Raw genomic sequence first — 25,386 nt, 5'->3', positions numbered from 1 at the left:
AAGCGGCATGGATCTCGCCAAACGCGCCTACGACCACGGCTTCCGCCTGGACCCCATCGTCCGCAGCCTGCTGGACACCGACTTCTACAAGCTGCTGATGCTGCAGATGATCTGGCGCGAGCATCGCGACACGCCGGTCGTCTTCCAGGTCATAAACCGCACCCGGTCCGTCCGCCTGGCCGACGAGATCGACATCGGCGCCCTGCGCGAACAGCTGGACCACGCCCGCACCCTGGGCTTCACCAACAAGGAACTGGTCTGGCTGGCGGGCAACAGCTTCTATGGCGTGAAGCAGATCTTCTCGCCCGACTTCATCGGCTGGCTGACCGACTATCGCCTGCCCGACTACGACCTGTCGGTTCAGGACGGCCAGTATGTCCTGACCTTCGCGGGCGCCTGGGCCGAGGTGACGCTGTGGGAGATTCCGGCCCTGGCGATCCTGAACGAACTGCGCTGCCGCGTTGGTCTGCGGCGGCTGGGCCGGTTCGAGATGGACGTCCTCTACTCCCGCGCCAAGACCCGGCTCTGGTCGAAGGTCGAACGGTTGCGGCGCTTGCCCGATCTGGCCCTGTCCGACTTCGGCACCCGCCGTCGCCACGGTTTCCTGTGGCAGCGCTGGTGCATACAGGCGCTCAAGGAGGGGCTGGGCCAGGCCTTCATCGGCACCTCCAATGTGCTTCACGCCATGGAGAACGACCTGGAAGCCATCGGCACGAACGGCCACGAACTGCCGATGGTCCTGGCCGCCCTGGCGCCCGACGACGCGGCCCTGGCCCGGACCCCCTATGCGGTGCTGGACGAATGGCGGCGCCACTATGGCGGCAATCTGCTGGTCGTCCTGCCCGACGCCTTCGGCACCGAGGCCTTTCTGGACCAGGCGCCCGACTGGGTCGCCGACTGGACCGGCTTCCGTCCCGATTCAGCCCCGCCCATCGCCGCGGGCGAACGGCTGATCGACTGGTGGCGCGCCCACGGCCGCGATCCGAAGGAGAAGCTGCTGATCTTCTCGGACGGGATGGACATCGACGGCATCGAGGCCGCCCACGCCCATTTCCATGGCCGCGCCCGTCTCAGCTTCGGCTGGGGCACCAATCTAACCAACGACTTCCGCGACTGCTCACCCGCCTTCGCGCCGGAACTGGAGCCGATCTCCCTGGTCTGCAAGGTGGTCGAGGCCGGCGGCCGACCGGCCGTCAAATTGTCGGACAATCCGGAAAAGGCCGTCGGCGATCCGGCCGAGATCGAACGCTATCGCCGCGTCTTCGGCGTGCGCGGCCTGACGGCCCAGCCCGTCGTCGTCTGAAACCCGGCCTTAAGCCCCTTTCGGCCATAAGGGCGGGATGAACGCCTTCATCGACAAGATGCGCCGCCGCGCCGGCCGTTACCTCGACGTCCGCGCGGAGATGATCCAGCCCGCGCGCGGCGTCCTCAGCCTGTCGTTCGACGACATCCCCGCCTCGGCCTGGCTCGAGGCCGGACCGATCCTGGCCGAGCATGGCGTCAAGGCCACCTATTATGTCTGCGGCGGCCTGTCGGGCGGTCGCAATCTGGACCTGCCGCAGTTCGAGACCGAACACCTCCAGGCCCTGCACGAAGCCGGGCACGAGGTCGGCTGCCATACCTATGAACACGTCTCGACCCTGACCCTGTCGCCCGCCGAACTGGACGCCAGCCTGGCCCGCAACGCCGCCTGGGTGTCGGAACGTCTGGACGACTATCAGATGCTCAGCTTCGCCTATCCGTTCGGCGACTGCGCCCTTGGGGCCAAGCCGGTGATCGACCGCCGCTTCCTTTGCGGCCGCGGCGTGCGCGACGGGATCAACGCCGGCCGCGTGGACCGCAATCTGTTGCAGGCCGTCGGGCTGGAGAGCCGCCGCCTGCCCGGCTATGATCTGGAACAGATGGTCGCAGACACGGCGGCGTCTAGGGGCTGGCTGATCGCCTACGGCCATGACGTCAGCGACGCTCCCACCCCCTACGGCTGCAAACCCGAGGACATCGACCGGTTGATCCGCCTGGCCAAGGCCGCCGATCTGGACATACAGCCGGTCGCGGCGGCGTGGGCGATGGCGGCCTATTAGCCACCGCCGTCACTTGCGCCTACGCTTGATGAGAAGCGGCCTCTTCCATCTTCCTGTGGTCCGCCCAGGCGATCAGCTCCTTCCTCGGCCAGACCATCAGCCATGACCGCGCGGTGTATTCACCGCTGTCGATCAAGGCCTTACGCGACGCCGAGGCCGTTCCGGCCCGCTCCGTATGGATCTCGCCCGGCCCCTGGTGAACCATGAAGGCGCCGCCCTTCAGCGGGTTGAGCCGCAGGTGCGCCAGGCGCGGGCTGATCTCGGTCAGGGGCGGATCATAGAACCAACTGGAGCCGATCATCCCCGCCAGCTCCGGCCGCGTCCGGCAGATTTCCGCCGCCGTGGCCCAGGCTTCGTTCCAGCCGTCCTCGTTGAAGCCGCGCAGCCAGCGGCTCTCGGTATGGACCTCCAGCCAGGGCTCGCGTTTCGCCCCCGCCGCCAGATAGCGGAACAGCGGGCCGAAGCCCCAGCCCTCGCGCACATGTTTGACGATCTGTCCCGGACCGACCGGCGAACTGAGGTCGATCACCTGGCTCTTGGCGCCGGGCACGCTGAGCGCCAGGGAAAAGCGCACGTCTTTGGACCAGTGATCGAAGTCGTAATCCCCCTCGGCCTTGCTCAGAAAGGCGGCGAGCTGGTCGATCCAATAAGGGTAGAGCGTCAGGACCTCGGCCGGCAGGGCCATGGCCTTCACCCGGTCCGGCAGACCCAGGGCCCAGGCCGCGACCAGGCCGCGTCGCACGTCGTCCGACACGCCCGGCCCCAGCAGAGCGTCCACCGCCTTGGCCGGCATTTCGAAATCCCAGTGGGGCGCAGCCTCGGCGGCTCTGACCGCCGCCGGCTCCAGAGCCGCGTCCACGCGCGCCCGATCCTCGGGCGACAGCCGCGCCAGAACGGCCTGGAAGGCGGAGACGTCGGGAGTCAGGTGCAGATCCATGGGCCACACCATGACACGGCCCGGTTGGCGAAGCTTTAAAGCCACGCGACCGGTGACGCCGCCCTTGCGCCGCGCTAAACCGCCAACCAGATCAAGGAGCCCCCATGAGCATCGAAGCCCGCATCGCCGAACTCGGCATCACCCTGCCGGAACCCGCCAAGGCGGTGGCCAACTATGTGCCCTTTGTCCAGACGGGCGCCGTGGTCCATGTGTCGGGCCAGCTGTCGAACGACGCCTCGGGCGGGGTCAAGGGCACGGTCGGCGTGGACGTGACGCCGGACCAGGCCAACGCCGCCGCCCGCCTGTGCGGGATCAACCTGCTGGCCCAGATCAAGGCCGCCTGCGACGGCGACCTGAACCGGGTGGTGCGGATCGTGAAACTGGGCGGCTTCGTCCAGGCCGGTCCGGATTTCGAGGCCATTCCCGCCGTCATCAACGGCTGCTCGGACCTGATGGTCGAGGTGTTCGGCGACGCCGGCCGCCACGCCCGCTCGGCCGTGGGCGTCTACAAGTTGCCTCTCGGATTCGCCGTCGAGGTCGACGCCATCGTGGAGATCCGTTGACCTTCACCCTCACGGTCCACGAGGGGATCGCCGACATCGGCCGCGAGGCCTGGGACGCCTGCGCGCGTCCCACCGGCGATCCCTTCGTCTCCTACGACTTTCTGCACGCCTGCGAGGCCTCCGGCAGCGCGGCCCCGCCGGAAGGCTGGGCGGCGCGCCACCTAGCCCTGCGTGACGAGGACAACGCCGTCCTCGGCGTCATGCCCCTCTATCTGAAGGGCCACAGCCAGGGCGAATACGTCTTCGACCACAGCTGGGCCGACGCCTATGAGCGCGCCGGCGGCCGCTACTATCCCAAGCTTCTGGGGGCCGTGCCTTTCACCCCGGCGACCGGGCCGCGCTTCCTCAATCACCCAGACACTGACGCCGCCACCGTGCGCCAGGCCCTGCTCCAGGGCGCCCTGACCCTGGTCGAGCGGACGGGGGTCTCGTCCCTGCACGTCAACTTTCCGACCGAGACCGAATGGACGGACATGGCTCAGTCGGGCCTGCTGCCGCGCCAGGACATCCAGTTCATCTGGCGCAACGACGGCTATCAGACCTTCGACGATTTCCTGGCCGCCCTGTCGGCCAACCGGCGCAAGACGATCCGCCGCGAACGCCGCGACGCCCAGGCCGATCTCGACATCCGCATCCTGACCGGCGCCGAGATCACCGAGGCCCACTGGGACGCCTTCTTCGCCTTCTACCTGGACACGGGCGACCGCAAATGGGGCCGACCCTATCTGACGCGGGACTTCTTCGCCCGGGTCGGCCAGACGATGGCGGAACGCATCGCCCTCGTCATGGCCTTCCGCGATGGAACGCCCATCGCCGGCGCCCTGAACTTCATCGGCCGCGACGCCCTGTACGGCCGCCAGTGGGGCACGCTGGAAGACGTGCCCTTCCTGCATTTCGAGCTCTGCTATTATCAGGCCATCGAGTTCGCCATTGCGCGCGGCCTGTCCCGCGTCGAGGCCGGCGCACAGGGTGAGCACAAGATCGCGCGCGGCTATCTGCCCTCCCCCGTCTATTCCGCCCACTTCATCGCCGACCCCGCGCTGCGCGGCCCGGTGGCCGACTATCTCCGACGCGAAGGCCCGGCGGTGGAGGCGCAGAGGCGTGAGATGACCGACGAGCTTTCGCCATTCAAAGGAAATGGCTGAGTCCTGCCCTCTGCGCGGATTTGCCGCCCCGGCGTCGGGACTCAGTCCAATCTCGCCAGCACCGGATCGAGCGAGGCGAGAAAATGCGCCCAACCCGTTTTTGCGCCCTGATAAAATTGGTCTTGGCCGTCCTGAAAGCCCGAATGCTCCATTCGCAAACTCGCGCCCGTAGCCGAAGGCGCAAGCGTCCAGGTCACCACGCTTTCAAGGCCATGGGCGGACCAGCTGTAGGTCAGGGTTCTGTTCGGTTCGATTTCCAGAACCTTGCAGGATACCGCCCCCCAATCTCCGCGAAACTCGAAGGCGTGGCCGAGCTCGGCCTGAAAATCGTTCTTCATCAGCCACTCTGCGATCAGGTGGGGCTGCGTCAGTGCGCGCCAGATCTTCTCCGGCGGATAGGGAAACTCCCTCTCGATGACGACAGAGCGAATTTGGGTTGCAACCTCGGTCATTGGTCCATCCTCTGGAGTAGATTGTCGAGCTCGTCGAACCGACCTCGCCAGAAGTCGGTCATTCTCCCTGTCCAGTCGTTCAGCGGCGCAAGGGCGTCGGCGCGCGCGCTGTAATGGGTTTCTCGTCCTTGGCGACGATCGCGCACCAGGCCTGCCTGCTTGAGGACGCCGAGATGTTTTGAGACTGCAGGTTGGGAAACGCCGGACTGTGCAGTAAGCGCGTGCACCGTCTGCTCTCCCTCACGACACAGGCTTTCGAAAAGTCCGCGTCTGGTCGGATCAGCCAAGGTCGTGAAAAGCAGTTCGTGCGAGGCAGACATGAAACCCATAATGCGACGGTGATGAGTTAACCGATAACTTCAAGGTTATGGTTTGTCAATGCGCGCCGCCTGCCTGGGCCCAGACCTGGTACATGCCGTGGAAAAGAGTGGGGCGTCGCGCCTCGAGCGTGTCCCACAAGCTCAGATCCAGAGGGTCGGCCGCCCCAAACGCCGAGTTGAAGGCCGCCCTCGCCTCAGGTGAAGCTTCGAAACCCACCAACCGCAGCCCTGCCCCAGCGATCAGCCTGCCCAGTTCTGGCGGCGTATAGCGGTGTTCCTGCACATGGAAGACCAGGTCGCGACAGCCGCTGAGGCTGTAGAAGTCGGCGCTCTCCTTCAGCGCGGCCAAGGGCTCCCCATCCGGCAGAGCCAGAACATGGGCGCGGAACGCCCGGATGTCCGCCTCGACCGGCGTCCAGCCCCGCGCCCGGATCAGCTGATGTGCCGCCCGCACCACCGCCCGCGCCCGCTCGCTGTAGAGGCCCAGCCGCACCACGCCACCGGGCCGCAAGACGCCCGCCAGCCGCGCCAGCCCGTCCTCGGGCCGCGCAATATGGTGGATCACCCCGGTGCTGGTGACGACATCGAACCGCGCCTGAACCTGGTCCAAGGCCAGTATGTCGCCCTGGACGAACTGAACCCCCGTCAGCCCGAGGTCTTCCGCCACCCGCATGCCGTGGGCCAGGCTGGCGCGGCTCAGGTCCATGGCGGTGATCGCCAGCGAAGGGTCCATCCGCGCCATGTCGATGGGCTCGAACCCTGTGCCGCCCCCCGCGACCAGCACTGTCTCCGCGCGGCCTCCGAAAGCCTTGCCGTCAAGCCCCGGCAGGGCCGCGATCGCATCTGAGAGTCTTCGCGGCGTTGGCGCGGGAGGCGCTGACCAGCGCGGATAGGGGTTGGCCTCGTACTGATCCTTGACCGCATCGGACACGGCGTCTGCGCCGTCGGGCGTCAAGGCTGGCACGGACTGGGCCAGAGTACGCTCCCGCGCGGGCTCGTCGATGGCGCGGCGGATCAGTTGCGCCTTGAGTTCGCCCTCGCCCAAGGCCGTCGCTTCTGACAGGGTGGGCGACCGGAACAGCAGGGCGACCGCGCCATCAGTTGCCTGTACCGGTGCAACATATTCGGATGCGAAGCCGCTAATCCCCAGGGCGGCGACCAGGTCTCCGACAGGAGATTCAAATGCGCCGGCCGCCTCGACCACCGCCGTCCGCACGGCGTCCAGACGCATCTCCATGGCGGCGCTGACGTTCACGCACCGCGACAGGAAGGCTAGCCACAAGGGGTCGCGCCCCATGGCCTCCAGCGTCGCCGCCGTTCCGTCGAACCGGGCCTGTTTCAACAACAGGGTCTCCGCCGTGACGCGCGCCAGGGTCTGCGGATCTACGGTGGGCGAGCACAGACAAACGAGCAGATCGCGGTCCAGCGCCGGATCCCAGGCGCTGGGCTTTAGCCCTTCCAGCAGGCGCGCGAACGCCGGCGCGACCCGCAACCGCACCGCCGCATCCCCCTCCGCCATCGCCTGGCTCAACAGTTGGGCCGCCGTTCCGGGATCGCCGTGCTCGGCCAGGAACAGACCCATGCCCGCAAGTCCGGGCGCAAAATTGGGCGCCGCCTTCAGGCACGCCTTGTAGGCAGCAAAGGCGCCGTGCAGATCCCCATCCGCCAGCCGCCCCTCCGCCTGGGCGAGCAAAGCCCCCGCCTCTTCAATCTGTTCAACCTGCCCCATCGGCCCAGTATGCCGCCGCCGTGCGCTCCGCGCATGAAAAAAGGCCCGGGCGTCTCCGCCCGGGCCTCCCATTCGTCGTCGATCAGGCCCGATCAGGCCGTCTCTTCTTCCTCCGACTTCACCGCCACGCCGCCGGCGCTCTTGATGTCGAAGTCGATCTTGCCGTCCTTCAGCTGGACCTTGACGTGCCCGCCGCGCGTCAGACGCCCGAACAGGATGTCGTCGGCCAGCGGCTTCTTGATCGAGTCCTGGATGACCCGCGCCAGCGGACGCGCGCCATACAGCTCGTCGAAGCCGTTCTTGGCCAGCCAGTCGGCCGCCTCGTCGGTCAGTTCGATGGTGATGTTCCGGTCCGCCAGCTGGGCTTCCAGCTGAAGGATGAACTTGGTCACCACCGAGCGGATCGTGTCGGCCTGCAGCGGCTTGAAGGCCACGATGGCGTCCAGGCGGTTCCTGAACTCCGGCGCGAACAGACGCTGGATGGCCTTGTCGTCCTCGCCCTCGACCTTGCCCCGGCCAAAGCCGATGGAGGCGCGGGCGTTGTCGGCGGCGCCGGCGTTGGTGGTCATGATCAGGATGACGTTCCTGAAATCGACCTTCTTGCCGACCGCATCGGTCAACATGCCGTTGTCCATCACCTGCAGCAGGATGTTGTAGACATCCGGGTGCGCCTTCTCGATCTCGTCCAGCAGCACCACCGAATGCGGATGCTGATCGACGGCGTCGGTCAGCAGACCGCCCTGGTCATGGCCGACATAACCGGGAGGCGCCCCGATCAGACGGCTGACCGTATGGCGCTCCATGTACTCCGACATGTCGAACCTCTGCATCTCGATGCCCAGGGTCGAAGCCAGCTGTTTGGCCACCTCGGTCTTGCCGACGCCGGTCGGACCGCTGAACAGGAAGCTGCCGATCGGCTTGTTCGGGTCGCGCAGACCCGCCCGCGCCAGCTTCATCGCCGCCGACACCTGTTCGATGGCCTGTTCCTGACCGAAGACGGCCCGTTTCAGATCGACCTCCAGTTCGCGCAGGCTTTCGGTGTCGGATTTGGACACCGACTTGGCCGGGATCCGGGCCATCTTGGCGATGACGGCCTCGATCTCCTTTTGACCGATGACCTTCTTGCGCTTGGATTCGACCACCAGCATCTGCGACGCCCCGGCCTCATCGATCACGTCGATCGCCTTGTCCGGCAGCTTGCGGTCGGTCATGTAGCGGGCCGACAGATCCACCGCGGTGCGGATGGCGCTGTCGGTGTAGCGGACCTTGTGGTGCTGCTCGTAATAGGTCTTCAGACCCTTCAGGATCTTCACCGTGTCCTCGACCGTCGGCTCGTTGACGTCGATCTTCTGGAAGCGACGCACCAGGGCGCGGTCCTTCTCGAAGTGCTGGCGATATTCCTTGTAGGTCGTCGACCCCATACAGCGCAGCGACCCCGAGGCCAGGGCCGGCTTCAGCAGGTTGGACGCGTCCATGGCCCCGCCCGAGGTCGCGCCGGCGCCGATCACCGTATGGATCTCGTCGATGAAGAGCACGGCGTTGTCGTGGCTTTCCAACTCCTTGACCACCTGCTTCAGGCGCTCCTCGAAGTCGCCGCGATAACGGGTGCCGGCCAGCAGGGCGCCCATGTCGAGGCTGTAGATGGTGGCGTCCTTGAGGACGTCGGGCACCTCGCCGTTGACGATCTTGCGGGCCAGGCCTTCGGCGATGGCGGTCTTGCCGACGCCGGGGTCGCCGACCAGCAGCGGGTTGTTCTTGGTGCGGCGGCACAGGATCTGGATCGAGCGTTCGACCTCGGCCTGGCGACCGATCAACGGATCGACCTTGCCCTGGCGCGACTTCTCGTTGAGGTCGACGCAATAGGCCTGCAGCGCCTCGCCGCCGGATTTGACGGCCGACTGGTCCTCCGCCTCTTCGGGTGAAGAGCCCTTGGCCGGGCGGGTCTCGCTGGCGCCCGCCTTCTTGGCGATGCCGTGAGCGATGAAGTTGACCGCGTCATACCGCGTCATGTCCTGCTCCTGCAGGAAATAGGCGGCGTGGCTCTCGCGCTCGGAGAAGATGGCGACCAGCACGTTTGCGCCGGACACTTCCTCGCGCCCGGACGACTGGACGTGAATCACGGCGCGCTGGATCACGCGCTGGAAACCGGCGGTCGGCTTGGCTTCCTCCCCGTCGGACGTGGCGAGGGCGGCGAGATCATTATCGACATAGAGCGTCAGCGCGGCCTTGAGCGCGGTCAGATCGACATTGCAGGCGCTCATGACCGCAGTCGCGTCGGGATCGTCGATCAGCGCGAGCAGCAGGTGCTCGAGCGTCGCATACTCGTGCCTGCGCGCATTGGCGTAGCCGACTGCGCGATGCAGGGTTTCTTCGAGAGGACGGGAAAATGAAGGCATAGGGAGGCTCCTCTCAGTCCTTTTCCATCGTGCATTGCAGAGGGTGCTGGTGGCGGCGCGCGGTCTCGATGACCTGCGCGACCTTGGTCTCGGCGACCTCGTAGGTGAAGACGCCGCAAACGCCCACGCCATGCTGATGCACATGCAGCATGATGCGGGTGGCTTCTTCCCGGCTCTTCTGGAAGAACCGCTCCAGCACATAGACGACGAATTCCATCGGCGAATAATCGTCGTTCAGGATCAGCACTCGATAGAGCGAGGGCTTCTGAAGCTTCGGCTTTGTTTCGGTGACGGTGGCGGCGCCTGCGCCTCCCCCGTTTTCACCGGGCCTTTGTATGGGCATTCGTGTTCCGTAATCGGGGAGTCGTCTTCTCTATCAGATAGGGAATGATGGCCTGAATTGAAGCGGCGTCCAGTCACAGGTTTCGTGAAGCGCAAACCCCGGTCCCAGAACGAAAAAAACCCCGGGGCGAACCCCGGGGCCTTTCGAATCCGTTCAGGATCGCCGCGAAATCAGCGGGCGGCCTGGAAGGTCTCGACCGAGGCGGTGACGCGCTCGTTGATCGGCTTGAGGCTGTCCTTGACCGTGGCGGTGACGATCTCGTTCGTCCGGGTCATTTCAGACATGTAGCGTTCCATGGACTTCTTGGCCCAGTTGGTCTGAAGCTCGAAGAACTCCTGCACCGAACGGGCGGTCGACAGTTCCTTGCTGGCGGCGACGCCGTCTTCCCAGGCGGACTTGGCGAAGCCGAGCGCCTGTTGCGACAGGGCTTCGGCGCCCTTCTGGGCGACCGTGGCCGACTCGACCATGGCGTCGAGGTTCTTCTTGCTGTGAGCGTTCAGTTCGCCCAGCGAAGCCACCGACTTCTCGATGCCTTCACGGAAGGCGTTGGCGCCGGCGGCCTGGAACTCGGCGGCCTGGGCCTTCGCCTTGGCGGCGGTTTGTTCGACGGTCTTCTTCACGGTTTCGGCGCTGTCAGCCATGATCGTGTCTCCAGAGGAAGGAAGAGGGGGAAATAGGCACGGCGAAATCGGGGCGTCGGATGAACTGGCCCGCGACCGTTATGCTGCAAGTGCGAAGGCGATTCAAGATTTTTGTGCAACGCAGCATATGAACGGCGATAATCTGGTTCGACACTTCAAATTCGCGTTGACGGCCGGTTAACCACCATGAAACCCCAAGTTCCTATGCTAGTCCTTTAATCGCGTCGGCCGGGGGGCCTGTCGCACCCTGCTCACCGAGGGTCGTAACCGCCCATGATCGCCTTTCTCCGTCGTGGCCTTTTCGCCGTTCTCGCGCTTTCGCTCGTCCTTGGGGCGAACGTCAGGCCTATCGAGGCCCAGTCGCAGGAAAACAGCCGCTACGCCGCCATCGTCATCGACGCCGCGTCGGGCGAGGTGCTGTTCTCGCGCCACGCCGACAGCCGCCGATATCCGGCGTCCCTGACCAAGATGATGACGCTGTACCTGACGTTCGAAGCCCTGTCTCAGGGCAAGGTCCATGCCGACGACGTCCTCACGGTCTCGCCGCAAGCGGCGGCGCAACCCCCGTCGAAACTCGGGCTGGGCGCAGGCCAGACCATCACCCTGGACGACGCCATGCGGGCCACTGCGGTGCGTTCGGCCAACGACATGGCCGTGGCCATCGCCGAGCATATCGGCGGCTCGGAATCGCGCTTCGCCACCCTGATGACCGCGAAGGCGCAACAGCTGGGCATGACCCAGACGCGCTATTTCACCGCCAACGGCCTGCCCGACGCCCGCCAGACGACCTCGGCCCGCGACCAGGCGATCCTGGCTCGCGCCATCATGCGCGATTTCCCACAGTATTATAAATACTTCGGCCTGCACGACTGGGCCTACAACGGTCGCAGCTATCGCAACACCAACGGCCTACTGCCGACCGGAAACGGTTATGACGGCATGAAGACCGGCTACACCAACGCCTCGGGCTATAATCTGGCCGCCTCGGCGGTGCGCGACGGCCGTCGGCTGATCACCGTCGTCCTGGGCGGCCGCTCCAGCGCCAGCCGCAACGCCCACGTCGCCGAACTGATGGACACCGGCTTCGAGGTCGAGCGTCGTCGCAGCCAGGGCGAAAACATCCAGATCGCCCAGGCCTTCTTCGAACAGCGCGGCTTCGGCGTCGGCGGCGAGTCCCTGTCGCCCAGCGCGCCCGTCGCCTATGCCTCCATCGGCAATGACGAAGACGGCATCGGGGCCGAGTCGAGCGCCGTCGCCTACACGGCGGCTCCGGCGCCCGCCGCTCTGCCGACGCGGATCACGCCCTCGCCATCGGAACGCAGCGCCGCCGCCAGTCAGCGCGCCGCCGCCCAGGCCCAGGCTCAAGCCCAGCCGACCGTCCCGACCCGTCGCGCGCCCGCCAATGTCACCGCCGCCCTGAACGGCGCGCCGTCCGGGGCCGCCGTCGCGCCCTCGACCACGCCGCGCCGCGCCGCGCCGCCGCCCGCCCGCGAACCGGCTCGCGCCGCCGCTCGCCCGTCCGGCCGCTGGGCGGTGCAGGTCGGCGCCTTCCGTGACGAGAAGGTCGCGACCGACTGGCTGGCCGAGGTCAATCGCCGTTTCCGCGCCCAGTTCGCCAGCGCCGAACGTAATGTTCAGACGGCCGGCGACTGGTACCGTTCACGCTTCACAGGCCTGACCGAAGACACCGCCAAGGCCGCGTGCGACGCCCTGTCGGAACGGCGCGTGACCTGCATGGTCATCCGTCCCGACTGAAATGCGACGGGATCGCCGTCTGCGCTGGTCTTTCCGGCGAGGTTCAAATACCCTGAACTGTCTTAGAACGACGTTCTTCCTTCTTATCTGAGCGAATCTCGCGGATCATATCTCCGCGCACGACCCCGTTCAGTTTCCGACCATCGAGGACATGGCCGACACCACCAACAAGCTGGGGCACAAGATCGGCGCGCGGGGCGGGCGCACGCGCCAGGCGATCCTCGACGCGACCCGCGCCCTGCTGAACGAGCGGCACTATGGCGAAATCCGCGTGGCGGACCTCGCCTCGGCCGCCGGGGTGTCCCCGTCCAACTTCTACACCTATTTCAAGACGGTCGAAGAGCCGGTCCTGGCCCTGTGCGAGGCGGCGGCGACGGATTTCCAGGGCCTGGCCGCCCATTTCCAGGCGGATTGGCCGGGCGACAAGGCCTTCGCCATCGGCCGGGCCTTCATACTGGACGTCATGGCCATCTGGCGCGATCACGGTCAGGTGCTGCGGGTCGAGCACATGCTGGCCGACAACGGCGAGGCCGCCTTCGTCGAGAGCCGGGTGCGTCGCCTGCGCCGCCTGCACCTGGCGATCGAACGCCGCGTCGCCCAGGCCCATGCCGCAGGCTTGCATCCCAAGGATTACAGCCCGCGCCTGGCCTCGTACCAGATCGCCTCCATCGCCGAATCGACCGCCGCCAGCTTCGACCTGCTGCGCCGCGCCGATACGCCTGAAGCCATTCTGGACACGGCGGCCATCATCATCGTCAAGCTGACGACCGGGCGCTAGAATCCGAGCGGCCCGTACAGCCAGGTCAGCCAGATCCCGACGGCCAGGAAGACGCCGAACGGCAGTTTCTGCGTTGCGCTGACCGAACGGCGCACCACCAGCATGCCGAACACCAGGCTGAGACCGACGGCCGAGGCCCACAGCAGCACGCTGGGCAGGCCCAACCAACCGATCCAGGCGCCCGCGCCCGCGAACAGGAAGGGGTCGCCGCCGCCCAGGCCGTCGCGCTTGCGGACCGCCTTGTACAGCCAGCCGACCAGCCAAAGACCGCCAAAGCCGACCGCCGCCCCGATCAGGTGCGTCAGGACCGAATCCCGGTCGATCAGGGCCGCGGCGATCAGGCCTGTGGCCGCCAACGGCCAGGTCAGGACATCGGGCAGCCAGAAATTCTCGGCGTCGATAATGGCGATCAACAGCAGTTGCCAGCCCAGGACGGCGGTCGCGGCGACCATCAGCCACGACGACCCGCTGAAGCCCGCCCAGACGCCGATCCCGGCGGCCCCCAGCTCGATCAGCGGATAGCGCGGCGAGATGGCCGCGTCGCACCGCGCGCACCGCCCACGCAGTACAAGCCAGCTGAACAGGGGAACCAGTTCCCACGGCCGCAGGGTCTGGTCACAGCCCATGCAGCGCGACCGCGCGGCCACGATATCCTCGTCACGCGGAAGGCGCACGCTGACCGCCGCCAGGAAGCTGCCGATGATCAGGCCCAGCAGGCCCAGGACGACGGCGGCGACGGCAGGGCTCATCTCGGGATCCAGTCGGTTAGGAACCGCCCCCGCTTAGCCGCCCCCGAGCGCCACCGCCACATGATAGGTCACGAAGGACGCCAGATAGGCCAGACCGAACATGTAGCCGATCATGATCCAGGTCCATTTCAGCGAATTGGTCTCGCGCTTCACCACGCCCAGGGTCGCCACGCACTGGGGCGCGAAGATGTACCAGGCCAGGAAGGACAGGGCCGTCGCCAGCGACCATTGCGACGACAGGGTCGAGGCCAGAAGCCCGGTCGCATTCTCGGCGTCGGCGATGGCGTAGGTCGTGCCTAGGGCCGCCACCGCCACCTCGCGCGCCGCCATGCCGGGGATCAGGGCCACGACCATCTGCCAGTTGAAGCCGATGGGCGCGAAGATCGGCTCCAGCGCCCGCCCGATCATGCCGGCGAACGAATAGTCGATGTCCGGCATGGTCGCGTTCTCGGGCGGATAGGGGAAGGTCGCCAGAACCCACAGGATGATCACCAGCGGCAGGATGATCCGGCCGGCGCGGTTGACGAAGATCTTGGCGCGAATCCAAAGGTTGAAGACGACGCTCTTGAAATCCGGAACCTTGTAGGTGGGCAGCTCCATCATGAAGGGCTCGACCGCCCCGCGCCAGAAGACCTTGCGGATCACCAGCGACACCAGCAGGGCGCTGACGATGCCCGCGGCGTAGAGGCCGAACATCACCAGGCCTTGCAGATTGACGAAGCCCCAGACGGTCTCGTTGGGAATGAAGGCCGCAATGATCAGGGTATAGACCGGAATCCGCGCCGAACAGGTCATCAGCGGCGCCACCAGTATGGTGGTCAGGCGGTCACGCTTCGAATCGATCACCCGCGCCGCCATGATGCCGGGAATGGCGCAGGCGAAGCTGGACAACAGCGGGATGAAGGCCCGGCCGTGCAGCCCCGCCCCGCCCATGATCTTGTCCATCAGGAAGGCGGCGCGCGCCATATAGCCGAAGTCTTCCAGGGCGATGATGAACAGGAACAGGATCAGGATCTGCGGCAGGAAGACCAGCACGCTGCCGACCCCCGAGATGATCCCGTCGACAATCAGACTTTGCAGCAGGCCGTCGGGAATGAGCGCGGCCACGCCGGCGCCCAGCCATCCGACGATCCCCTCGATCCCGTCCATCAGGGGCGCGGCCCAGCTGAACACGGCCTGGAACATGGCGAACAGGATGATCATCAGAATGATCATGCCGCCCAGCGGATGCAGCAGGACGCTGTCGATCAGCCCTGTGAGAGTGTCCGGCCGCTCGGGCGGACGCACGCAGGCCTTCATGATCCGTTCCGCCTCGCGGGCGGCGGTGCGCAGCTCGGTCGCGTCGGGACTGCGCCACTGGTTCTCGCTGGCGGCGGCGACATCGACCTGGGTCTCGACGGCGGCGATCAGATCGTCGATGCCGCGCTTGCGCGTCGCGACCGTGGTGATGATCGGCACGCCCAGTTCGGCGCCCAGTTTTTCCAGATCGATCCGCAGCCCCTGACGCTGGGCGATGTCGTACATGTTCAAGGCCAGGACCATGGGTCGGCCGACGGCCTTCAGCTCCAGGACCAGGCGCAGGATCAGGCGCAGGTTGGTGGCGTCGGCCACGCAGACCACCACATCCGGCGGGGTTTCACCGGCCAGGCGGCCCAGGACCGCGTCGCGGGTGACTTCCTCGTCGGGACTGCGGGCGCGCAGCGAATAGGTGCCGGGCAGGTCCAGCACCGACATGGTCCGGCCGGAGGCGGCGCGGATCAGCCCCTCCTTCCGCTCCACGGTGACCCCGGCGTAGTTGGCGACCTTCTGGTGGGCGCCGGTCAGGGCGTTGAACAGGGCCGTCTTGCCGCTGTTGGGATTGCCGACCAGGGCGACGCGGGCGGTCTTCAGGGCCATGTCCATCAGGCGGCGTCCAGCCTGATCGTCAGACTGGCGGCCTCGTGGCGGCGCAGGGCCACGCGCATGTCATCCACCTTGATCGCGATGGGATCGCGACCGAACAGGCCTTCGTGCAGCAGTTCGACGTGCGCGCCCTCGACGAAGCCCAGTTCAAGCAGGCGGCGTTCCAGTTCAACCGCCTCGCCCTGGTGGTGACAATGGGCGCCCACCTGGGTGATCACGCCCTGATCGCCGCGGCGGGCCTGGCTCAGCTTTATGGTATCGGTCAAATCTAGACTCGCACGGGCGGACGCCGCCCCCCGGCGACTCCGCGTTTCTTTGACACTGATTATCAGGTGCGCGCCCCATCCGTCCAGCAGGACAGCTTGACCAATTGCCGCGTCCGGAGTTTTCCCTATGTCGCGCAAAAACTGGAGCCCTTGATGAGCCGTCTCACCCCCCTCGCCGTTCCCTTGATTCTGGCGCTTGCCGCCTGCGGCCCGGGCGATCGGCCCAGCAAGACGGGCGACGAGGGCCGGCCGGCCGCCAAGCCGGCGCGCGTCGCCACGGATGCCGAAAAGGCCAGTCTTCTGGCCGCCCTGCCCGCACCGTATAACGCCGGAGACCTGGCCAATGGTCGTCGCGTCTTCGCCCGCTGCCGCTCGTGCCACACCATCGGGCAGGACGGGCCGGATCTGGCGGGACCGAACCTGCACGGCGTGTTCGGGCGCAAGGCGGGGGATCGCCCGCGTTTCAACTATTCCAACGTCATGCGCACGGCGGAATTCACCTGGGACGCCGAAAAGCTGGACCACTGGCTGCAGAATCCGAAGACCTTCCTGCCGGGCAACAAGATGAACTATCCCGGTCTGCCCGATGCAACGGACCGCCGCGACGTCATCGCCTTCCTGAAGGTGGAGACGGGCTACAAGCCCCAGAGCCCGGCGGCGCCCGCCTCCTGATCCTTCAGCCCTCTTCGATGGGTTTGGGTCCGCCCTCGCGCATTTCCTGGGCCTCCCACTCCGCGATCTTGCGGGCGGTCCATTCCGGCGACTTGGTGAAGCGCGCCAGCACGCCATAGATCACCGGCACGACGAACAGGGTCAGGACGGTGGCGAAGATGGCGCCGGTGAAGATCACCACGCCGATGGTCTGACGGCTGCCGGCGCCCGCGCCCTGCCACAGCACCAGCGGCAGGGCGCCGAAGGCGGTGGCGATGGAGGTCATGATGATCGGCCGCAGGCGAAGCGACGCCGACTCGATGATCGCCTCGCGGATCGACCGGCCCTGGTCGCGCAGCTGGTTGGCGAATTCGACGATCAGGATGCCGTTCTTGGCCGCCACCCCGATCAGGATGATCAGGCCGATCTGGCTGTAGATGTTCAGGCTGGACCCCGCCATCAGCAGGCCGAACAGGCCGCCCGCCGCCGCCAGCGGCACCGTCAGCATGATGACCGCCGGGGTGATCCAGCTCTCGAACTGGGCCGCCAGCACCAGGAAGACCAGCAACAGCGCCAGGCCGAAGGCCGCCAGCACCGCGCCGCCCGCCTCCTGCTGATCGCGTGCGGCGCCGCCCCACTGGGTGATCACCCCGCCCGTCGGCTGTTTGGCCGCCTCGGCGCTGAGGAACTGGATCGCATCGTCGATGGTCATGCCGGGGTTCAGATCGGCCTGAAGCGAGATGGCCCGCTGGCGATCCAGACGCCGGCGATCCGGCGTGTCGCCCGAGGTCTTGGTCGTCACCACCGCCGACAGAGGCACCAGCTGGCCCGCGCCGGTCGCGACATAAAGCGCTTCCAGATCCGCCACTTCGCGGCGGTTGTCCCGGTCGGTCTGCAGGATGACGTCATACTCCTGGCCGCCCTTGATATAGGTGGTGGCGGTGCGCGACCCGAACATGGTCTCCAGCGTCCGTCCGATGGACTGGGACGAGACGCCCAGCGCCGCGGCCTTCTGCGGATCGACATCGACCAGCAGACGCGGCGAATTGGGTTCGTAATTCAGGCGCGGACGCGAGAAACCGGGGTTGGCCTGGGCCGCCGCCAGCAGGGGCTGAAGCCAGTTGTAGATCTGCTGGTAGTCGGTCCCGGTGGCGATCAGTTCGACCGAGTTGGAGTTGCCGCCCCCCCGCTGGAAGGCGCCGGGGGTCGAGGCGTTGACCTGGGCGTCTGTTTGGCCGCGCAGCTTGCCGTTCAGCTCCTGGGCGATCTCGGCGGCGGTGCGGTCACGCTTGGACCAGTCGGACAGGACCAGGACGCCATTGCCCGTGTTGAAACTGCCGCCGCCGAAGCCGGGCGCCGACACCAGATAGGAATCCGCCTCGCCGCTGTTCTTGTATTCGGCCAGCAGGGGTTCCAGCCCCATCATGATCTTGCGGGTATAGTCGAAGCCTGCGCCCTCCGGTCCGGCGACACGCACCGAGACCCGGCCTCGATCTTCATCCGGCACCAGCTCATTGGGCAGGACCAGGAAGATGCCCCCGGCTCCGGCCGCCACCAGGACGATCAGGGCGCCGACGCCGATGACGGCGATCCGCTTGCCCAGCAGCATGTCCAGCGACCGGCCATAGGAGGTCTTCAGTCGGTCCATGCCCCAATCGACCCGGCGCGCGACCCAGCCGCCGCCATGCGCCGGCTTCAGGATCTTGGACGCCAGCATCGGCGACAGGCTCAGCGCCAGGAAGGCCGAGAAGGCCACCGCCGCCGCGATGGCGGCTGCAAGCTCGACGAACAGCCGTCCGACATAGCCCGGCAGGAACAGCAGGGGCGCGAACACCGACAACAGGACGATGGTCGTGGCCACGACGGCGAAGAAGACCTGGCGCGCGCCCCGCTCGGCCGCGACCAGCGGCGGCTCGCCATGGTCCAGACGACGCTGGATGTTCTCGACCACCACGATGGCGTCATCGACGACCAGGCCGATGGCCAGAACCAGGGCCAGCAGGGTCAGCAGGTTCAGCGAGAAGCCCAGGGGCGCCAGGACGATGAAGGTCGCCAGCAGACAGATGGGCGCCACGATGGACGGGATCAGGGCGGCGCGCAGGCTGCCCAGGAAGATGAAGTTGACCAGGGCCACCAGGGCCATGGAGATGCCGATGGTGATCCAGACCTCGTCGATGGCGTGTGAGGTGAAGACGGAGTTGTCCGACCCGATCTCCAGCGTCACGCCCGGCGGCAGGCTGGGCCGGATCTCGTCGATCATCTTGTGGACGCCGTCCGAGATGGCCAGGTCGTTCGACTGGGCCTGGCGGGTCACCGCCAGACCGATCTGGTCCATGCTGTTGCCGCGGAACAGACGACGCGGCTCCTCGGGCGCCTCCTCGACCCGGGCGATGTCGCCCAGGCGGGTCACATAGGTCGGCTGACCCTGGATGATGGCGGAAGAGCCGCTGCCCGCGCCGGTCGCCACGGCGGCCGAGGCGGAGGCGGACCCCCGCGTGCCGATGGGCAGTTGGCGGAAATCGTCAGGCCGGGCGTAGGTGCGGGCCACCCGGACGGTGTAGTCCTTGTCGGTCGATTCCAGCGAGCCGGCCGGCAGTTCGACGTTCTGGCTGGTCAGGGCCGTCTCGACGTCGTTGACCGTCAGACCGCGCGCGGCCATGGCGGCGGAATCCAGCCAGATGCGCATCGAATAGCGTTGCTCGCCATAGATGTTGACCTGGGCCACCCCCGGCACCGTCGCCATCCGATCCACCAGATAGCGATCGGCGTAGTCGGTCAGCTGCAGCCGGTTCATCGTCGTCGAACGCAGGAAGACGATGATGATGGGCTGGCTGTCGGAATCCGCCTTGGCCACTTCCGGCGGGTCGGCCTGATCCGGCAGGCGGCCCACGACGCGGCTGACCCGGTCGCGCACGTCATTGGCGGCGTCGTCGATATTGCGGTCCAGCGAGAACTCGATGTTCACGTTCGACCGGCCGTCTCGGCTGGTCGAATTGATGCGTTCCACGCCCTGGATGCCGGCGATCTGCTGCTCGATCGGCTCGGTGATCCGGCTTTCGATCACCTCGGCCGAGGCGCCGGCGTAGCTGGTGTTGACCGAGACGATGGGCGGATCGACGTCCGGCAGTTCGCGCACGGGCAGGAAGAAGAAGGCGGCGGCCCCGATCACGCACAGGACGATGGCGGCGACCGCCGCGAAGACCGGACGCCGGACCGAGACATCGGAAAGCATCATCGGGCGGCGGCCCGCTGGCCTTGGGCGCGGGGAACGCTGACGGGCGCCCCCGGCTGAATCCGGTTCAGGCCCGAACCGACGATCCGGTCCCCGACGTCCACGCCCGAAAGGATCTCGACGAAGCCGTTCTCGACGGCGCCGGCCACGATCTCGACCCGCTGAGCGGTCGTGCCCTCGGCCCCGGCGGCGATGCGATAGACGAAGGCGCCCGCCCCTTCGTACTGGACGGCGGATTCGGGCGCGGCCGGCGCCTGGCGCTGCCCCTGCTGGACCACGACGCGCAGCAGCATGCCGGGGCGGATACGACCGCCGGGATTGGGAAACTCGGCGCGGGCCGTGGCGGCGCGGGTGGTCTCGTTCACGCGCGTGTCGATCAGGGCGATCCGCCCCTGGAACGGCGTTTCGCCATAGGCGTCGGCCGTCGCCGTGATCGGCGCTCCGGCTTTCAGCACATCCAGATACCGCTCAGGCAGAGGGAAGTCGACGCGGATGGTCGATGTGTCGTCCAGGGTCGCGATGACGGCGCCCGGATTGATCAGCGTGCCCGGCGTCACCGTGGTCAGGCCCAGGGTCCCGGCGAAGGGCGCGCGAATGACCCGGTCGCCGCGACGCGCCTGCGCCGCCTGCAACGAGGCGCGCGCCGTCTCCAGCGCCGTCTCAGCCTGTTCAAGCAGCACCTGAGGGGCGACCCCCCGATCCGCCAGGGCCTTGTAGCGGTCATACTCGCGTTGGGCCTGAGCGACGTTGGCGCGGGCCTCGATGATGTCCGCATCCTCTTCACGGGCCTGCAGTTCGACCAGGGGCGCGCCCGCCGACACCGTCTGACCGTCGGTGAACAGGACGCGGGTGATCAGCTCCGTGGTGGACGAGGTGATGTTGACCGATCTCTGTCCCCGCGCCACGCCCAGGACGCGAATCTGATCCGAGAACGACCGCTGGGACACCGTGGCTTCGGACACCTGCTGGCCTCCGCGCCGTCCCCCGCCTGGCGGGCCGCCCGCATCATCATCTGCGAAAGCGACTTTCAGCACAGCGGCAAGCACCATCAGCCCCAGCAGAACCGCTGCGGCGATCAGGAAGAAGTGGCGTTTTATCACGCAACGGTCTTTCAATTCAGAGGACGCGCACGCTTAGCGGCTTCTCTCCGCCATGCGCAACATTACCTATTGGTAACGTCGCCTACGCTGATTTCCGTCGCCGGGATTACATTCAAAACCTGCGCCAGATCGCCACAACCGGTCCATGGGCGATGGCCGTCTCCCGACCCGCGACCGTCTGGCGCCAACCGGCCTGGATGCTCCAGCCCCCCATGTCGCGCACCACGGACGCCTCGAGCGACAACCAACGTGCGCCGCCGTCCGCCGCGCCGCCGAAAGCCTGGCCCATCACCAGCCACTGCCCCCCGATACGCCCGCCCAGCGTAGCGTCCACACGGGTTTCATCGGGCAGACCGTCGCGCAGCCGGCGGGCGACCTGCAGTTCGACGAAGGACTGATCCATACCCCACCGGGCCCCGGCCTCGCCGAACGACCGACCCGCTGAAACCCGCGCCTCCCAGTCGTATTCGCCGACGCCCGGTGAGGCGTAGCCTGCGTTGCGCCCCTCGCCGGCTTGAGCGTATCCGCCATAGAGACTGACGGCATTGTGATCGTCGCGCCAGACCTGCCAGGTCGCCCCGATCTCGACCGGCCCGCGCCCTTCATAGTCGACGAAGGCGTCTTCCCCCTGCTGCCAATCGGCCTTCAGTTGAAGGGTCAGACGATCTGTCAGCCCGTATTCGGCGAACAGACCCAGCGTCGTGTCGGTGCGGTCGGCCCCCAGCGGCTGCTCTTCGCCTGAGGGATCGAAGCCCGTTTCGGCGCGCATGTCCTCGTATTTGACGATCGCCTGTCCCCGGCCCCTGGGCTGGGTCCAGGCCCCGGCGAAGGCCTCCTCGGCCAGAAGACCTCCGCACAGGCCGACGACGGCCGCCAGGGCGCCGAACGCCCCGCCGGACTTCAGGCGTCGTAGCCGGGCGACTTCCGATCCAGCTGACGCAGGGCGCCCGGCCAGGCCAGGGACGAAACGAAGCTGATGCCCCGCCCCTGTTCCCTGGTTTCGGACTGGGCTTGATCCGGCGCGATCAGCACGTGTTCGCGCCCGCCCGACAGGGCGGCCACCTGCTGTGCGCAGGCCCTCTCGAGGAAGAATATCCCGATCCATGCCTGCGCCGCCGTTTCCCCGACCGCCAAAGTGCCGTGATTTCTCAGCAGCATCAGTGACTTGTCCCCCAGGTCGGCCACCAGACGTTCGCGTTCGTCAAGATTCAGGGCCAGTCCCTCATACCCATGATACGCAACCTGATGCTGCAGTAAACACGCGTTCTGACTGATAGGCAGCAATCCATGTTGCTGGGCGGCCACTCCAACCCCGTTGACCGTATGCAGGTGGATGACGAATTTCGCATCCTCGCGCGCCGCATGGACCGCCGAATGGATGGTGAAGCCGGCCGGATTGATGAAGTCGGTCGTCTCCTGAACCACGTTCCCCTCCAGATCGACCTTCACCAGCGAGGAGGCGGTGATCTCGTCGAAATAATAGCCGTATGGATTGATCAGGAAATGATGCTCGGGGCCCGGCACGCGGGCCGAGATGTGGGTGAAGATCATGTCGTCCCACCCGTTCAGCGCCACGAGGCGATAAAGGGCGGCCAGATTCACACGCACCTGCCATTCGGCCTCGGACACGCGGGATTTCAATGCGGGATGGGCGCCGTCGGCCATGGTTTCCTCCTGTATGGCAGGGCCTCTGCTGGGCTTTGCTTCAGCGTCTCCCTCCGTCGTCGATCCGTCAAGCGGCTGCAGGCCCAGTCCGCAGGGGGTTAACCGTCACGTTTCAGATTCCGTTAACCGCGTCTTCACGCCGCAGCCCCATGATGATCGCGAGAGTTTGCTGCGTCCGGGAGTCGCCGTGTCCGCTGTCGTCCAACTGAGGACCTCGTCCAGAACGGCCAGAGATCTGTCGCCGCAGGACCTTGTCGATCTAGCCCGCAGCAAGGCTCCAGACGATCGTCACCGCCTGTTGATGGGCGTCATCGCCCTGTGTGAAAGCGCCGCGCCGGCCACGCCCCTGCCGACCGCGCTCGGCGAGATCTTCCTGACCCTGGCCGCCCAGGCCGAGCACGAGATCCGCAGGCAGCTGTCCGAACGCCTGGCTCACGCCGACTGGGCCCCGCCGGCGCTGATCGACATGCTGGCGCTGGACGAAATCGACATCGCCGCCCCGGTCATCGCCGCCAGCCCCCTGCTGAAGGACGCCGCCCTGATCCGCGTCCTGGTCGAGACCACGCTGGAGCACCAGATCGCCGTGGCCCGCCGCCCCAATCTGTCGGGCGGCGTCGTGGACGCCATTCTGGACCGCGCGGATCCCGTGACCATGACCGCCCTGGCCTCCAACCGCAGCGCCGAGATCGGCGAGGCCGCCATGCACCGCCTGGTCGAACATTCCCGCCGTATCGCCGGACTGCGCGCGCCCCTGGCGCGCCATCCCAGGCTCAGCGAGTCCCTGGCGCAGGAACTGTACCAATGGGTCGGCCAGGCCCTGCGCCAGTCGATCGGCGAACGTTTCCAGATCGACGACCGGCTGTTGAACGCCGCCGTGCGGGAAGCATCCGCAAAGGCGTCACGCATCCCGGTCTGGCGCCCCCTGCCGAACGGCCGCAACGCCGAGGATCGCGAACGCCAGGAAATGGAGCGTCGCCTGGTCGACAAGCTGCAGGCGGCCGGCCAACTGCGTCCCGGCATCCTCATCCGCGCCCTGCGCGAGCAGCGATACGGCTTGTTCGAACGGGCTCTGGGCCACCTGGGCGGGTTCAGCCCCGCCCAGGTCCGGGCCGCGATTCATTCGTCGACCGCAGAACCCCTTTATCTGGCGTGCACCGCCGTGGGCCTGGACAAGGCGGTTTTCGCCTCCGTCCTGGCCGAACTGCGCAAGCTGACCGACGGCCTGCCCGGCGACGGCGGCTGGTCCGCCACGCCGATGAACAGTCATTCCGCAGCCCGCGCCTTCCGCCAGATGATGGAAAGATTCGCGACAGTTTGACTTCGGCGCCAAGCTGAGGCTCACGTTCGCGCGTGAACCCGACTCCGCCCGTCCCCGCCCTGGCCTTCACCGCCAGCGACCGCCCCGAGGCCCAGGCGGCGCGCCAGGGTCTGATCGCGCGCTATGGCGCCGTTCCGGAAGAAGAGGCCGACGTCATCGTCGCCCTGGGCGGCGACGGGCAGATGCTGGAGACCCTGCACGCCAACCTGCGTCGTCGCACCCCGGTGTACGGCATGAACCGCGGTTCGGTCGGGTTTCTGATGAACGACTATGACGAGGACGATCTGATCGCCCGCGTGGTCGCCGCTGAACGCACTGTGATCCATCCGCTGCAGATGGACGCCTGGACCGAGAGCGGCGAGGTCCACACCGGCCTGGCCATCAACGAGGTCTCCCTGCTTCGCCAGACCCGCCAGAGCGCCAAGCTGAAGATCACGGTCGACGACAGGGTGCGGCTGGAAGAGCTGTCGTGCGACGGCTGCCTGGTGGCGACCCCGGCCGGGTCCACCGCCTATAATCTGTCGGCCCACGGCCCGATCATTCCTCTGGACGCCCGTATTCTGGCCCTGACCCCGATCAGCGCCTTCCGTCCCCGTCGCTGGCGCGGCGCCCTGCTGTCCCACGGCGCCAAGGTGCGGTTCGACGTGCTGGAGCCGGACAAGCGGCCGGTCTCCGCCACGGCCGACAATTTCGAAGTTCGGCGCGTAGCGCGGGTTGAGGTGCGTGAACGCCGCGACGTCGCCCTGACCATGCTGTTTGACGCAGGCCGATCGTTCGACGAGCGGGTCATGGCCGAGCAGTTCGCCAACTGACGACCGCCCCCTATACCCCTTCTTAAGGGCGCGCGGATAAGCTTCGCCGAAATTTCTATGGAGTCTCCCATGAGCGACCCGGCGCACGTCATTCGCCCCACGCCCCCCCTTCGCACGAAGGTCGGCGGCGGTTTCGGCATCAACGCCGACGCCATCGCACGGGCGGAGGAAGCGCTGAAGGCCATGTCCGCCCAGTTCGGACAGTGGCTGAACGACGAGATCGTCAAGCTGGACAAGGCCCAGGCCGACGTCCGTGAACAGGGCTTGAACGCGGAGACCGCCGAGGCCCTGTACTTCCGCGCCCATGACCTGAAGGGGCTGGGAACGACGTATGAATACCCGCTGGTGACTCGTATCGCCGGTTCGCTTTGCCGCCTGCTGGACGACGCCGGCGCCCGCCAGAACGCGCCCCTGATCATTATCGACGCCCATATCGACGCCATCCGCGCCGTGGTTCGCGACCAGGTGAAGACCGACGAAAACCCGACCGGCCGCATCCTGGCCGAATCCCTGGAAGCCAAGGTCGCCGAACACAAGGCGCGCTGAGCTTC

24 protein-coding genes are annotated in these 25,386 nt (G+C 66.9%); 10 read left to right on the top strand and 14 right to left on the bottom strand.

Annotated features, from left to right (window positions below; genetic code table 11):
• Nucleotides 1-7: 7 nt before the first annotated feature.
• Nucleotides 8-1,303: a nicotinate phosphoribosyltransferase gene (locus tag ACP7CK_RS03880; RefSeq protein ID WP_372704711.1), complete on the top strand. Its 1,296-nt coding sequence runs from the start codon at nucleotides 8-10 to the stop codon at nucleotides 1,301-1,303.
• Nucleotides 1,304-1,340: 37 nt separating this feature from the next.
• Nucleotides 1,341-2,081 (top strand): polysaccharide deacetylase family protein, encoded by a 741-nt coding sequence (locus ACP7CK_RS03875; protein WP_426025165.1) that lies wholly within the window; start codon nucleotides 1,341-1,343, stop codon nucleotides 2,079-2,081.
• Between the two features lie 19 nt (nucleotides 2,082-2,100).
• On the opposite strand, the gene ACP7CK_RS03870 is transcribed toward ACP7CK_RS03875, so the two are convergent.
• Nucleotides 2,101-3,018, bottom strand: a complete 918-nt coding sequence (locus ACP7CK_RS03870) for a hypothetical protein (protein ID WP_426025164.1) — start codon at nucleotides 3,016-3,018, stop codon at nucleotides 2,101-2,103.
• A 104-nt stretch (nucleotides 3,019-3,122) separates the two neighbouring features.
• Here ACP7CK_RS03870 and ACP7CK_RS03865 point away from each other — a divergent pair, with 104 nt between their 5' ends.
• Together ACP7CK_RS03865 and ACP7CK_RS03860 are read left to right on the top strand one after the other, a co-directional pair.
• The gene (locus ACP7CK_RS03865) at nucleotides 3,123-3,581 is read left to right on the top strand and encodes a RidA family protein (RefSeq protein WP_154725178.1); all 459 of its coding nucleotides are present in this window, start codon (nucleotides 3,123-3,125) and stop codon (nucleotides 3,579-3,581) included.
• Complete coding sequence (locus ACP7CK_RS03860) at nucleotides 3,578-4,726, top strand: GNAT family N-acetyltransferase (protein WP_426025163.1); 1,149 nt, start codon at nucleotides 3,578-3,580, stop codon at nucleotides 4,724-4,726. Before ACP7CK_RS03865 ends, ACP7CK_RS03860 begins: the two co-directional genes overlap by 4 nt.
• 41 nt (nucleotides 4,727-4,767) lie before the next feature.
• Here the strand turns inward: ACP7CK_RS03860 and ACP7CK_RS03855 are convergent, their stop codons facing one another.
• The 6 genes from ACP7CK_RS03855 to ACP7CK_RS03830 all read right to left on the bottom strand — a co-directional run bounded on the left by ACP7CK_RS03855 (nucleotide 4,768) and on the right by ACP7CK_RS03830 (nucleotide 10,607).
• Nucleotides 4,768-5,178, bottom strand: coding sequence for an SRPBCC family protein (locus ACP7CK_RS03855; RefSeq protein ID WP_008261182.1), 411 nt, complete (start codon nucleotides 5,176-5,178; stop codon nucleotides 4,768-4,770).
• Nucleotides 5,175-5,498 carry an ArsR/SmtB family transcription factor gene (locus ACP7CK_RS03850; RefSeq protein ID WP_040349992.1) on the bottom strand — a complete coding sequence of 108 codons (324 nt, stop codon included), beginning with the start codon at nucleotides 5,496-5,498 and terminating at the stop codon, nucleotides 5,175-5,177. Before ACP7CK_RS03850 ends, ACP7CK_RS03855 begins: the two co-directional genes overlap by 4 nt.
• A gap of 55 nt (nucleotides 5,499-5,553) precedes the next feature.
• Nucleotides 5,554-7,227 carry a class I SAM-dependent methyltransferase gene (locus ACP7CK_RS03845; RefSeq protein ID WP_426025162.1) on the bottom strand — a complete coding sequence of 558 codons (1,674 nt, stop codon included), beginning with the start codon at nucleotides 7,225-7,227 and terminating at the stop codon, nucleotides 5,554-5,556.
• Between the two features lie 92 nt (nucleotides 7,228-7,319).
• Nucleotides 7,320-9,623 carry an ATP-dependent Clp protease ATP-binding subunit ClpA gene (clpA, locus tag ACP7CK_RS03840; protein WP_008264041.1) on the bottom strand — a complete coding sequence of 768 codons (2,304 nt, stop codon included), beginning with the start codon at nucleotides 9,621-9,623 and terminating at the stop codon, nucleotides 7,320-7,322.
• A gap of 13 nt (nucleotides 9,624-9,636) precedes the next feature.
• Nucleotides 9,637-9,966 (bottom strand): ATP-dependent Clp protease adapter ClpS, encoded by a 330-nt coding sequence (gene clpS, locus ACP7CK_RS03835; protein WP_035309618.1) that lies wholly within the window; start codon nucleotides 9,964-9,966, stop codon nucleotides 9,637-9,639.
• A 170-nt stretch (nucleotides 9,967-10,136) separates the two neighbouring features.
• Nucleotides 10,137-10,607, bottom strand: coding sequence for a phasin family protein (locus ACP7CK_RS03830; protein ID WP_008261352.1), 471 nt, complete (start codon nucleotides 10,605-10,607; stop codon nucleotides 10,137-10,139).
• Nucleotides 10,608-10,880: 273 nt separating this feature from the next.
• On the opposite strand from ACP7CK_RS03830, the gene ACP7CK_RS03825 reads away from it, so the two are divergent.
• Both ACP7CK_RS03825 and ACP7CK_RS03820 read left to right on the top strand, forming a co-directional pair.
• Nucleotides 10,881-12,362, top strand: coding sequence for a D-alanyl-D-alanine carboxypeptidase (locus ACP7CK_RS03825; RefSeq protein WP_154725182.1), 1,482 nt, complete (start codon nucleotides 10,881-10,883; stop codon nucleotides 12,360-12,362).
• Between the two features lie 151 nt (nucleotides 12,363-12,513).
• A complete protein-coding gene (locus ACP7CK_RS03820; protein ID WP_035310838.1) occupies nucleotides 12,514-13,140 on the top strand; it encodes a TetR/AcrR family transcriptional regulator in 627 nt (208 codons plus the stop codon).
• Here ACP7CK_RS03820 and ACP7CK_RS03815 read toward each other — a convergent pair.
• Genes ACP7CK_RS03815 through ACP7CK_RS03805 form a run of 3 tightly spaced genes read right to left on the bottom strand, consistent with a single transcriptional unit; the run spans nucleotide 13,137 to nucleotide 16,057 of the window.
• Nucleotides 13,137-13,889, bottom strand: coding sequence for a prepilin peptidase (locus tag ACP7CK_RS03815; protein ID WP_008259076.1), 753 nt, complete (start codon nucleotides 13,887-13,889; stop codon nucleotides 13,137-13,139). The genes ACP7CK_RS03820 and ACP7CK_RS03815 overlap by 4 nt on opposite strands.
• 33 nt (nucleotides 13,890-13,922) lie before the next feature.
• Nucleotides 13,923-15,791: a ferrous iron transporter B gene (gene feoB, locus ACP7CK_RS03810; protein ID WP_426025161.1), complete on the bottom strand. Its 1,869-nt coding sequence runs from the start codon at nucleotides 15,789-15,791 to the stop codon at nucleotides 13,923-13,925.
• Complete coding sequence (locus ACP7CK_RS03805) at nucleotides 15,791-16,057, bottom strand: FeoA family protein (RefSeq protein WP_008258842.1); 267 nt, start codon at nucleotides 16,055-16,057, stop codon at nucleotides 15,791-15,793. The genes feoB and ACP7CK_RS03805 overlap by 1 nt, the downstream gene beginning before the upstream one ends.
• A 153-nt stretch (nucleotides 16,058-16,210) precedes the next feature.
• Between ACP7CK_RS03805 and ACP7CK_RS03800 the strand changes: the two genes are divergently transcribed.
• Complete coding sequence (locus tag ACP7CK_RS03800; RefSeq protein ID WP_035310842.1) at nucleotides 16,211-16,729, top strand: c-type cytochrome; 519 nt, start codon at nucleotides 16,211-16,213, stop codon at nucleotides 16,727-16,729.
• A 4-nt stretch (nucleotides 16,730-16,733) separates the two neighbouring features.
• Here ACP7CK_RS03800 and ACP7CK_RS03795 read toward each other — a convergent pair whose 3' ends face one another.
• From ACP7CK_RS03795 to ACP7CK_RS03780, 4 genes are all read right to left on the bottom strand, one after another.
• A complete protein-coding gene (locus ACP7CK_RS03795; RefSeq protein WP_040349991.1) occupies nucleotides 16,734-19,940 on the bottom strand; it encodes an efflux RND transporter permease subunit in 3,207 nt (1,068 codons plus the stop codon).
• Nucleotides 19,940-21,040: an efflux RND transporter periplasmic adaptor subunit gene (locus ACP7CK_RS03790; protein WP_426025160.1), complete on the bottom strand. Its 1,101-nt coding sequence runs from the start codon at nucleotides 21,038-21,040 to the stop codon at nucleotides 19,940-19,942. Before ACP7CK_RS03790 ends, ACP7CK_RS03795 begins: the two co-directional genes overlap by 1 nt.
• Before the next feature lie 112 nt (nucleotides 21,041-21,152).
• Nucleotides 21,153-21,809, bottom strand: a complete 657-nt coding sequence (locus ACP7CK_RS03785) for a hypothetical protein (RefSeq protein WP_426025159.1) — start codon at nucleotides 21,807-21,809, stop codon at nucleotides 21,153-21,155.
• A 131-nt stretch (nucleotides 21,810-21,940) separates the two neighbouring features.
• Nucleotides 21,941-22,705 carry a class II aldolase/adducin family protein gene (locus ACP7CK_RS03780; RefSeq protein WP_008264051.1) on the bottom strand — a complete coding sequence of 255 codons (765 nt, stop codon included), beginning with the start codon at nucleotides 22,703-22,705 and terminating at the stop codon, nucleotides 21,941-21,943.
• 187 nt (nucleotides 22,706-22,892) lie between these two features.
• Here ACP7CK_RS03780 and ACP7CK_RS03775 point away from each other — a divergent pair, with 187 nt between their 5' ends.
• The 3 genes from ACP7CK_RS03775 to ACP7CK_RS03765 all read left to right on the top strand — a co-directional run bounded on the left by ACP7CK_RS03775 (nucleotide 22,893) and on the right by ACP7CK_RS03765 (nucleotide 25,381).
• Complete coding sequence (locus tag ACP7CK_RS03775) at nucleotides 22,893-24,023, top strand: DUF2336 domain-containing protein (RefSeq protein ID WP_050771607.1); 1,131 nt, start codon at nucleotides 22,893-22,895, stop codon at nucleotides 24,021-24,023.
• A gap of 32 nt (nucleotides 24,024-24,055) precedes the next feature.
• Entirely contained in the window at nucleotides 24,056-24,835 is a 780-nt protein-coding gene (locus tag ACP7CK_RS03770) for an NAD kinase (protein ID WP_154725186.1), read from the top strand.
• Nucleotides 24,836-24,904: 69 nt separating this feature from the next.
• A complete protein-coding gene (locus ACP7CK_RS03765; protein WP_008264077.1) occupies nucleotides 24,905-25,381 on the top strand; it encodes a hypothetical protein in 477 nt (158 codons plus the stop codon).
• Nucleotides 25,382-25,386: the final 5 nt, after the last annotated feature.

The organism is Brevundimonas sp. TSRC1-1 (assembly GCF_049898245.1).
Lineage (GTDB): Bacteria > Pseudomonadota > Alphaproteobacteria > Caulobacterales > Caulobacteraceae > Brevundimonas > Brevundimonas mediterranea_A.
The sequence above is the reverse complement of the archived record's forward strand: the minus strand, read 5'-3'. Positions and strand labels throughout refer to the sequence as shown.

What these genes read in the sequence shown, in the direction of transcription:
- ACP7CK_RS03785 (WP_426025159.1), bottom strand. Translation starts at nt 21,809, where the DNA reads ATGCGCGCCGAAACGGGCTTCGATCCCTCAGGCGAAGAGCAGCCGCTG.
- feoB (WP_426025161.1), bottom strand. Translation starts at nt 15,791, where the DNA reads ATGGACATGGCCCTGAAGACCGCCCGCGTCGCCCTGGTCGGCAATCCC.
- clpA (WP_008264041.1), bottom strand. Translation starts at nt 9,623, where the DNA reads ATGCCTTCATTTTCCCGTCCTCTCGAAGAAACCCTGCATCGCGCAGTC.
- clpS (WP_035309618.1), bottom strand. Translation starts at nt 9,966, where the DNA reads ATGCCCATACAAAGGCCCGGTGAAAACGGGGGAGGCGCAGGCGCCGCC.
- ACP7CK_RS03850 (WP_040349992.1), bottom strand. Translation starts at nt 5,498, where the DNA reads ATGTCTGCCTCGCACGAACTGCTTTTCACGACCTTGGCTGATCCGACC.
- ACP7CK_RS03830 (WP_008261352.1), bottom strand. Translation starts at nt 10,607, where the DNA reads ATGGCTGACAGCGCCGAAACCGTGAAGAAGACCGTCGAACAAACCGCC.
- ACP7CK_RS03795 (WP_040349991.1), bottom strand. Translation starts at nt 19,940, where the DNA reads ATGCTTTCCGATGTCTCGGTCCGGCGTCCGGTCTTCGCGGCGGTCGCC.
- ACP7CK_RS03845 (WP_426025162.1), bottom strand. Translation starts at nt 7,227, where the DNA reads ATGGGGCAGGTTGAACAGATTGAAGAGGCGGGGGCTTTGCTCGCCCAG.
- ACP7CK_RS03820 (WP_035310838.1), top strand. Translation starts at nt 12,514, where the DNA reads ATGGCCGACACCACCAACAAGCTGGGGCACAAGATCGGCGCGCGGGGC.
- ACP7CK_RS03870 (WP_426025164.1), bottom strand. Translation starts at nt 3,018, where the DNA reads ATGGATCTGCACCTGACTCCCGACGTCTCCGCCTTCCAGGCCGTTCTG.
- ACP7CK_RS03880 (WP_372704711.1), top strand. Translation starts at nt 8, where the DNA reads ATGGATCTCGCCAAACGCGCCTACGACCACGGCTTCCGCCTGGACCCC.
- ACP7CK_RS03825 (WP_154725182.1), top strand. Translation starts at nt 10,881, where the DNA reads ATGATCGCCTTTCTCCGTCGTGGCCTTTTCGCCGTTCTCGCGCTTTCG.
- ACP7CK_RS03815 (WP_008259076.1), bottom strand. Translation starts at nt 13,889, where the DNA reads ATGAGCCCTGCCGTCGCCGCCGTCGTCCTGGGCCTGCTGGGCCTGATC.
- ACP7CK_RS03765 (WP_008264077.1), top strand. Translation starts at nt 24,905, where the DNA reads ATGAGCGACCCGGCGCACGTCATTCGCCCCACGCCCCCCCTTCGCACG.
- ACP7CK_RS03855 (WP_008261182.1), bottom strand. Translation starts at nt 5,178, where the DNA reads ATGACCGAGGTTGCAACCCAAATTCGCTCTGTCGTCATCGAGAGGGAG.
- ACP7CK_RS03865 (WP_154725178.1), top strand. Translation starts at nt 3,123, where the DNA reads ATGAGCATCGAAGCCCGCATCGCCGAACTCGGCATCACCCTGCCGGAA.
- ACP7CK_RS03875 (WP_426025165.1), top strand. Translation starts at nt 1,341, where the DNA reads ATGAACGCCTTCATCGACAAGATGCGCCGCCGCGCCGGCCGTTACCTC.
- ACP7CK_RS03780 (WP_008264051.1), bottom strand. Translation starts at nt 22,705, where the DNA reads ATGGCCGACGGCGCCCATCCCGCATTGAAATCCCGCGTGTCCGAGGCC.
- ACP7CK_RS03800 (WP_035310842.1), top strand. Translation starts at nt 16,211, where the DNA reads ATGAGCCGTCTCACCCCCCTCGCCGTTCCCTTGATTCTGGCGCTTGCC.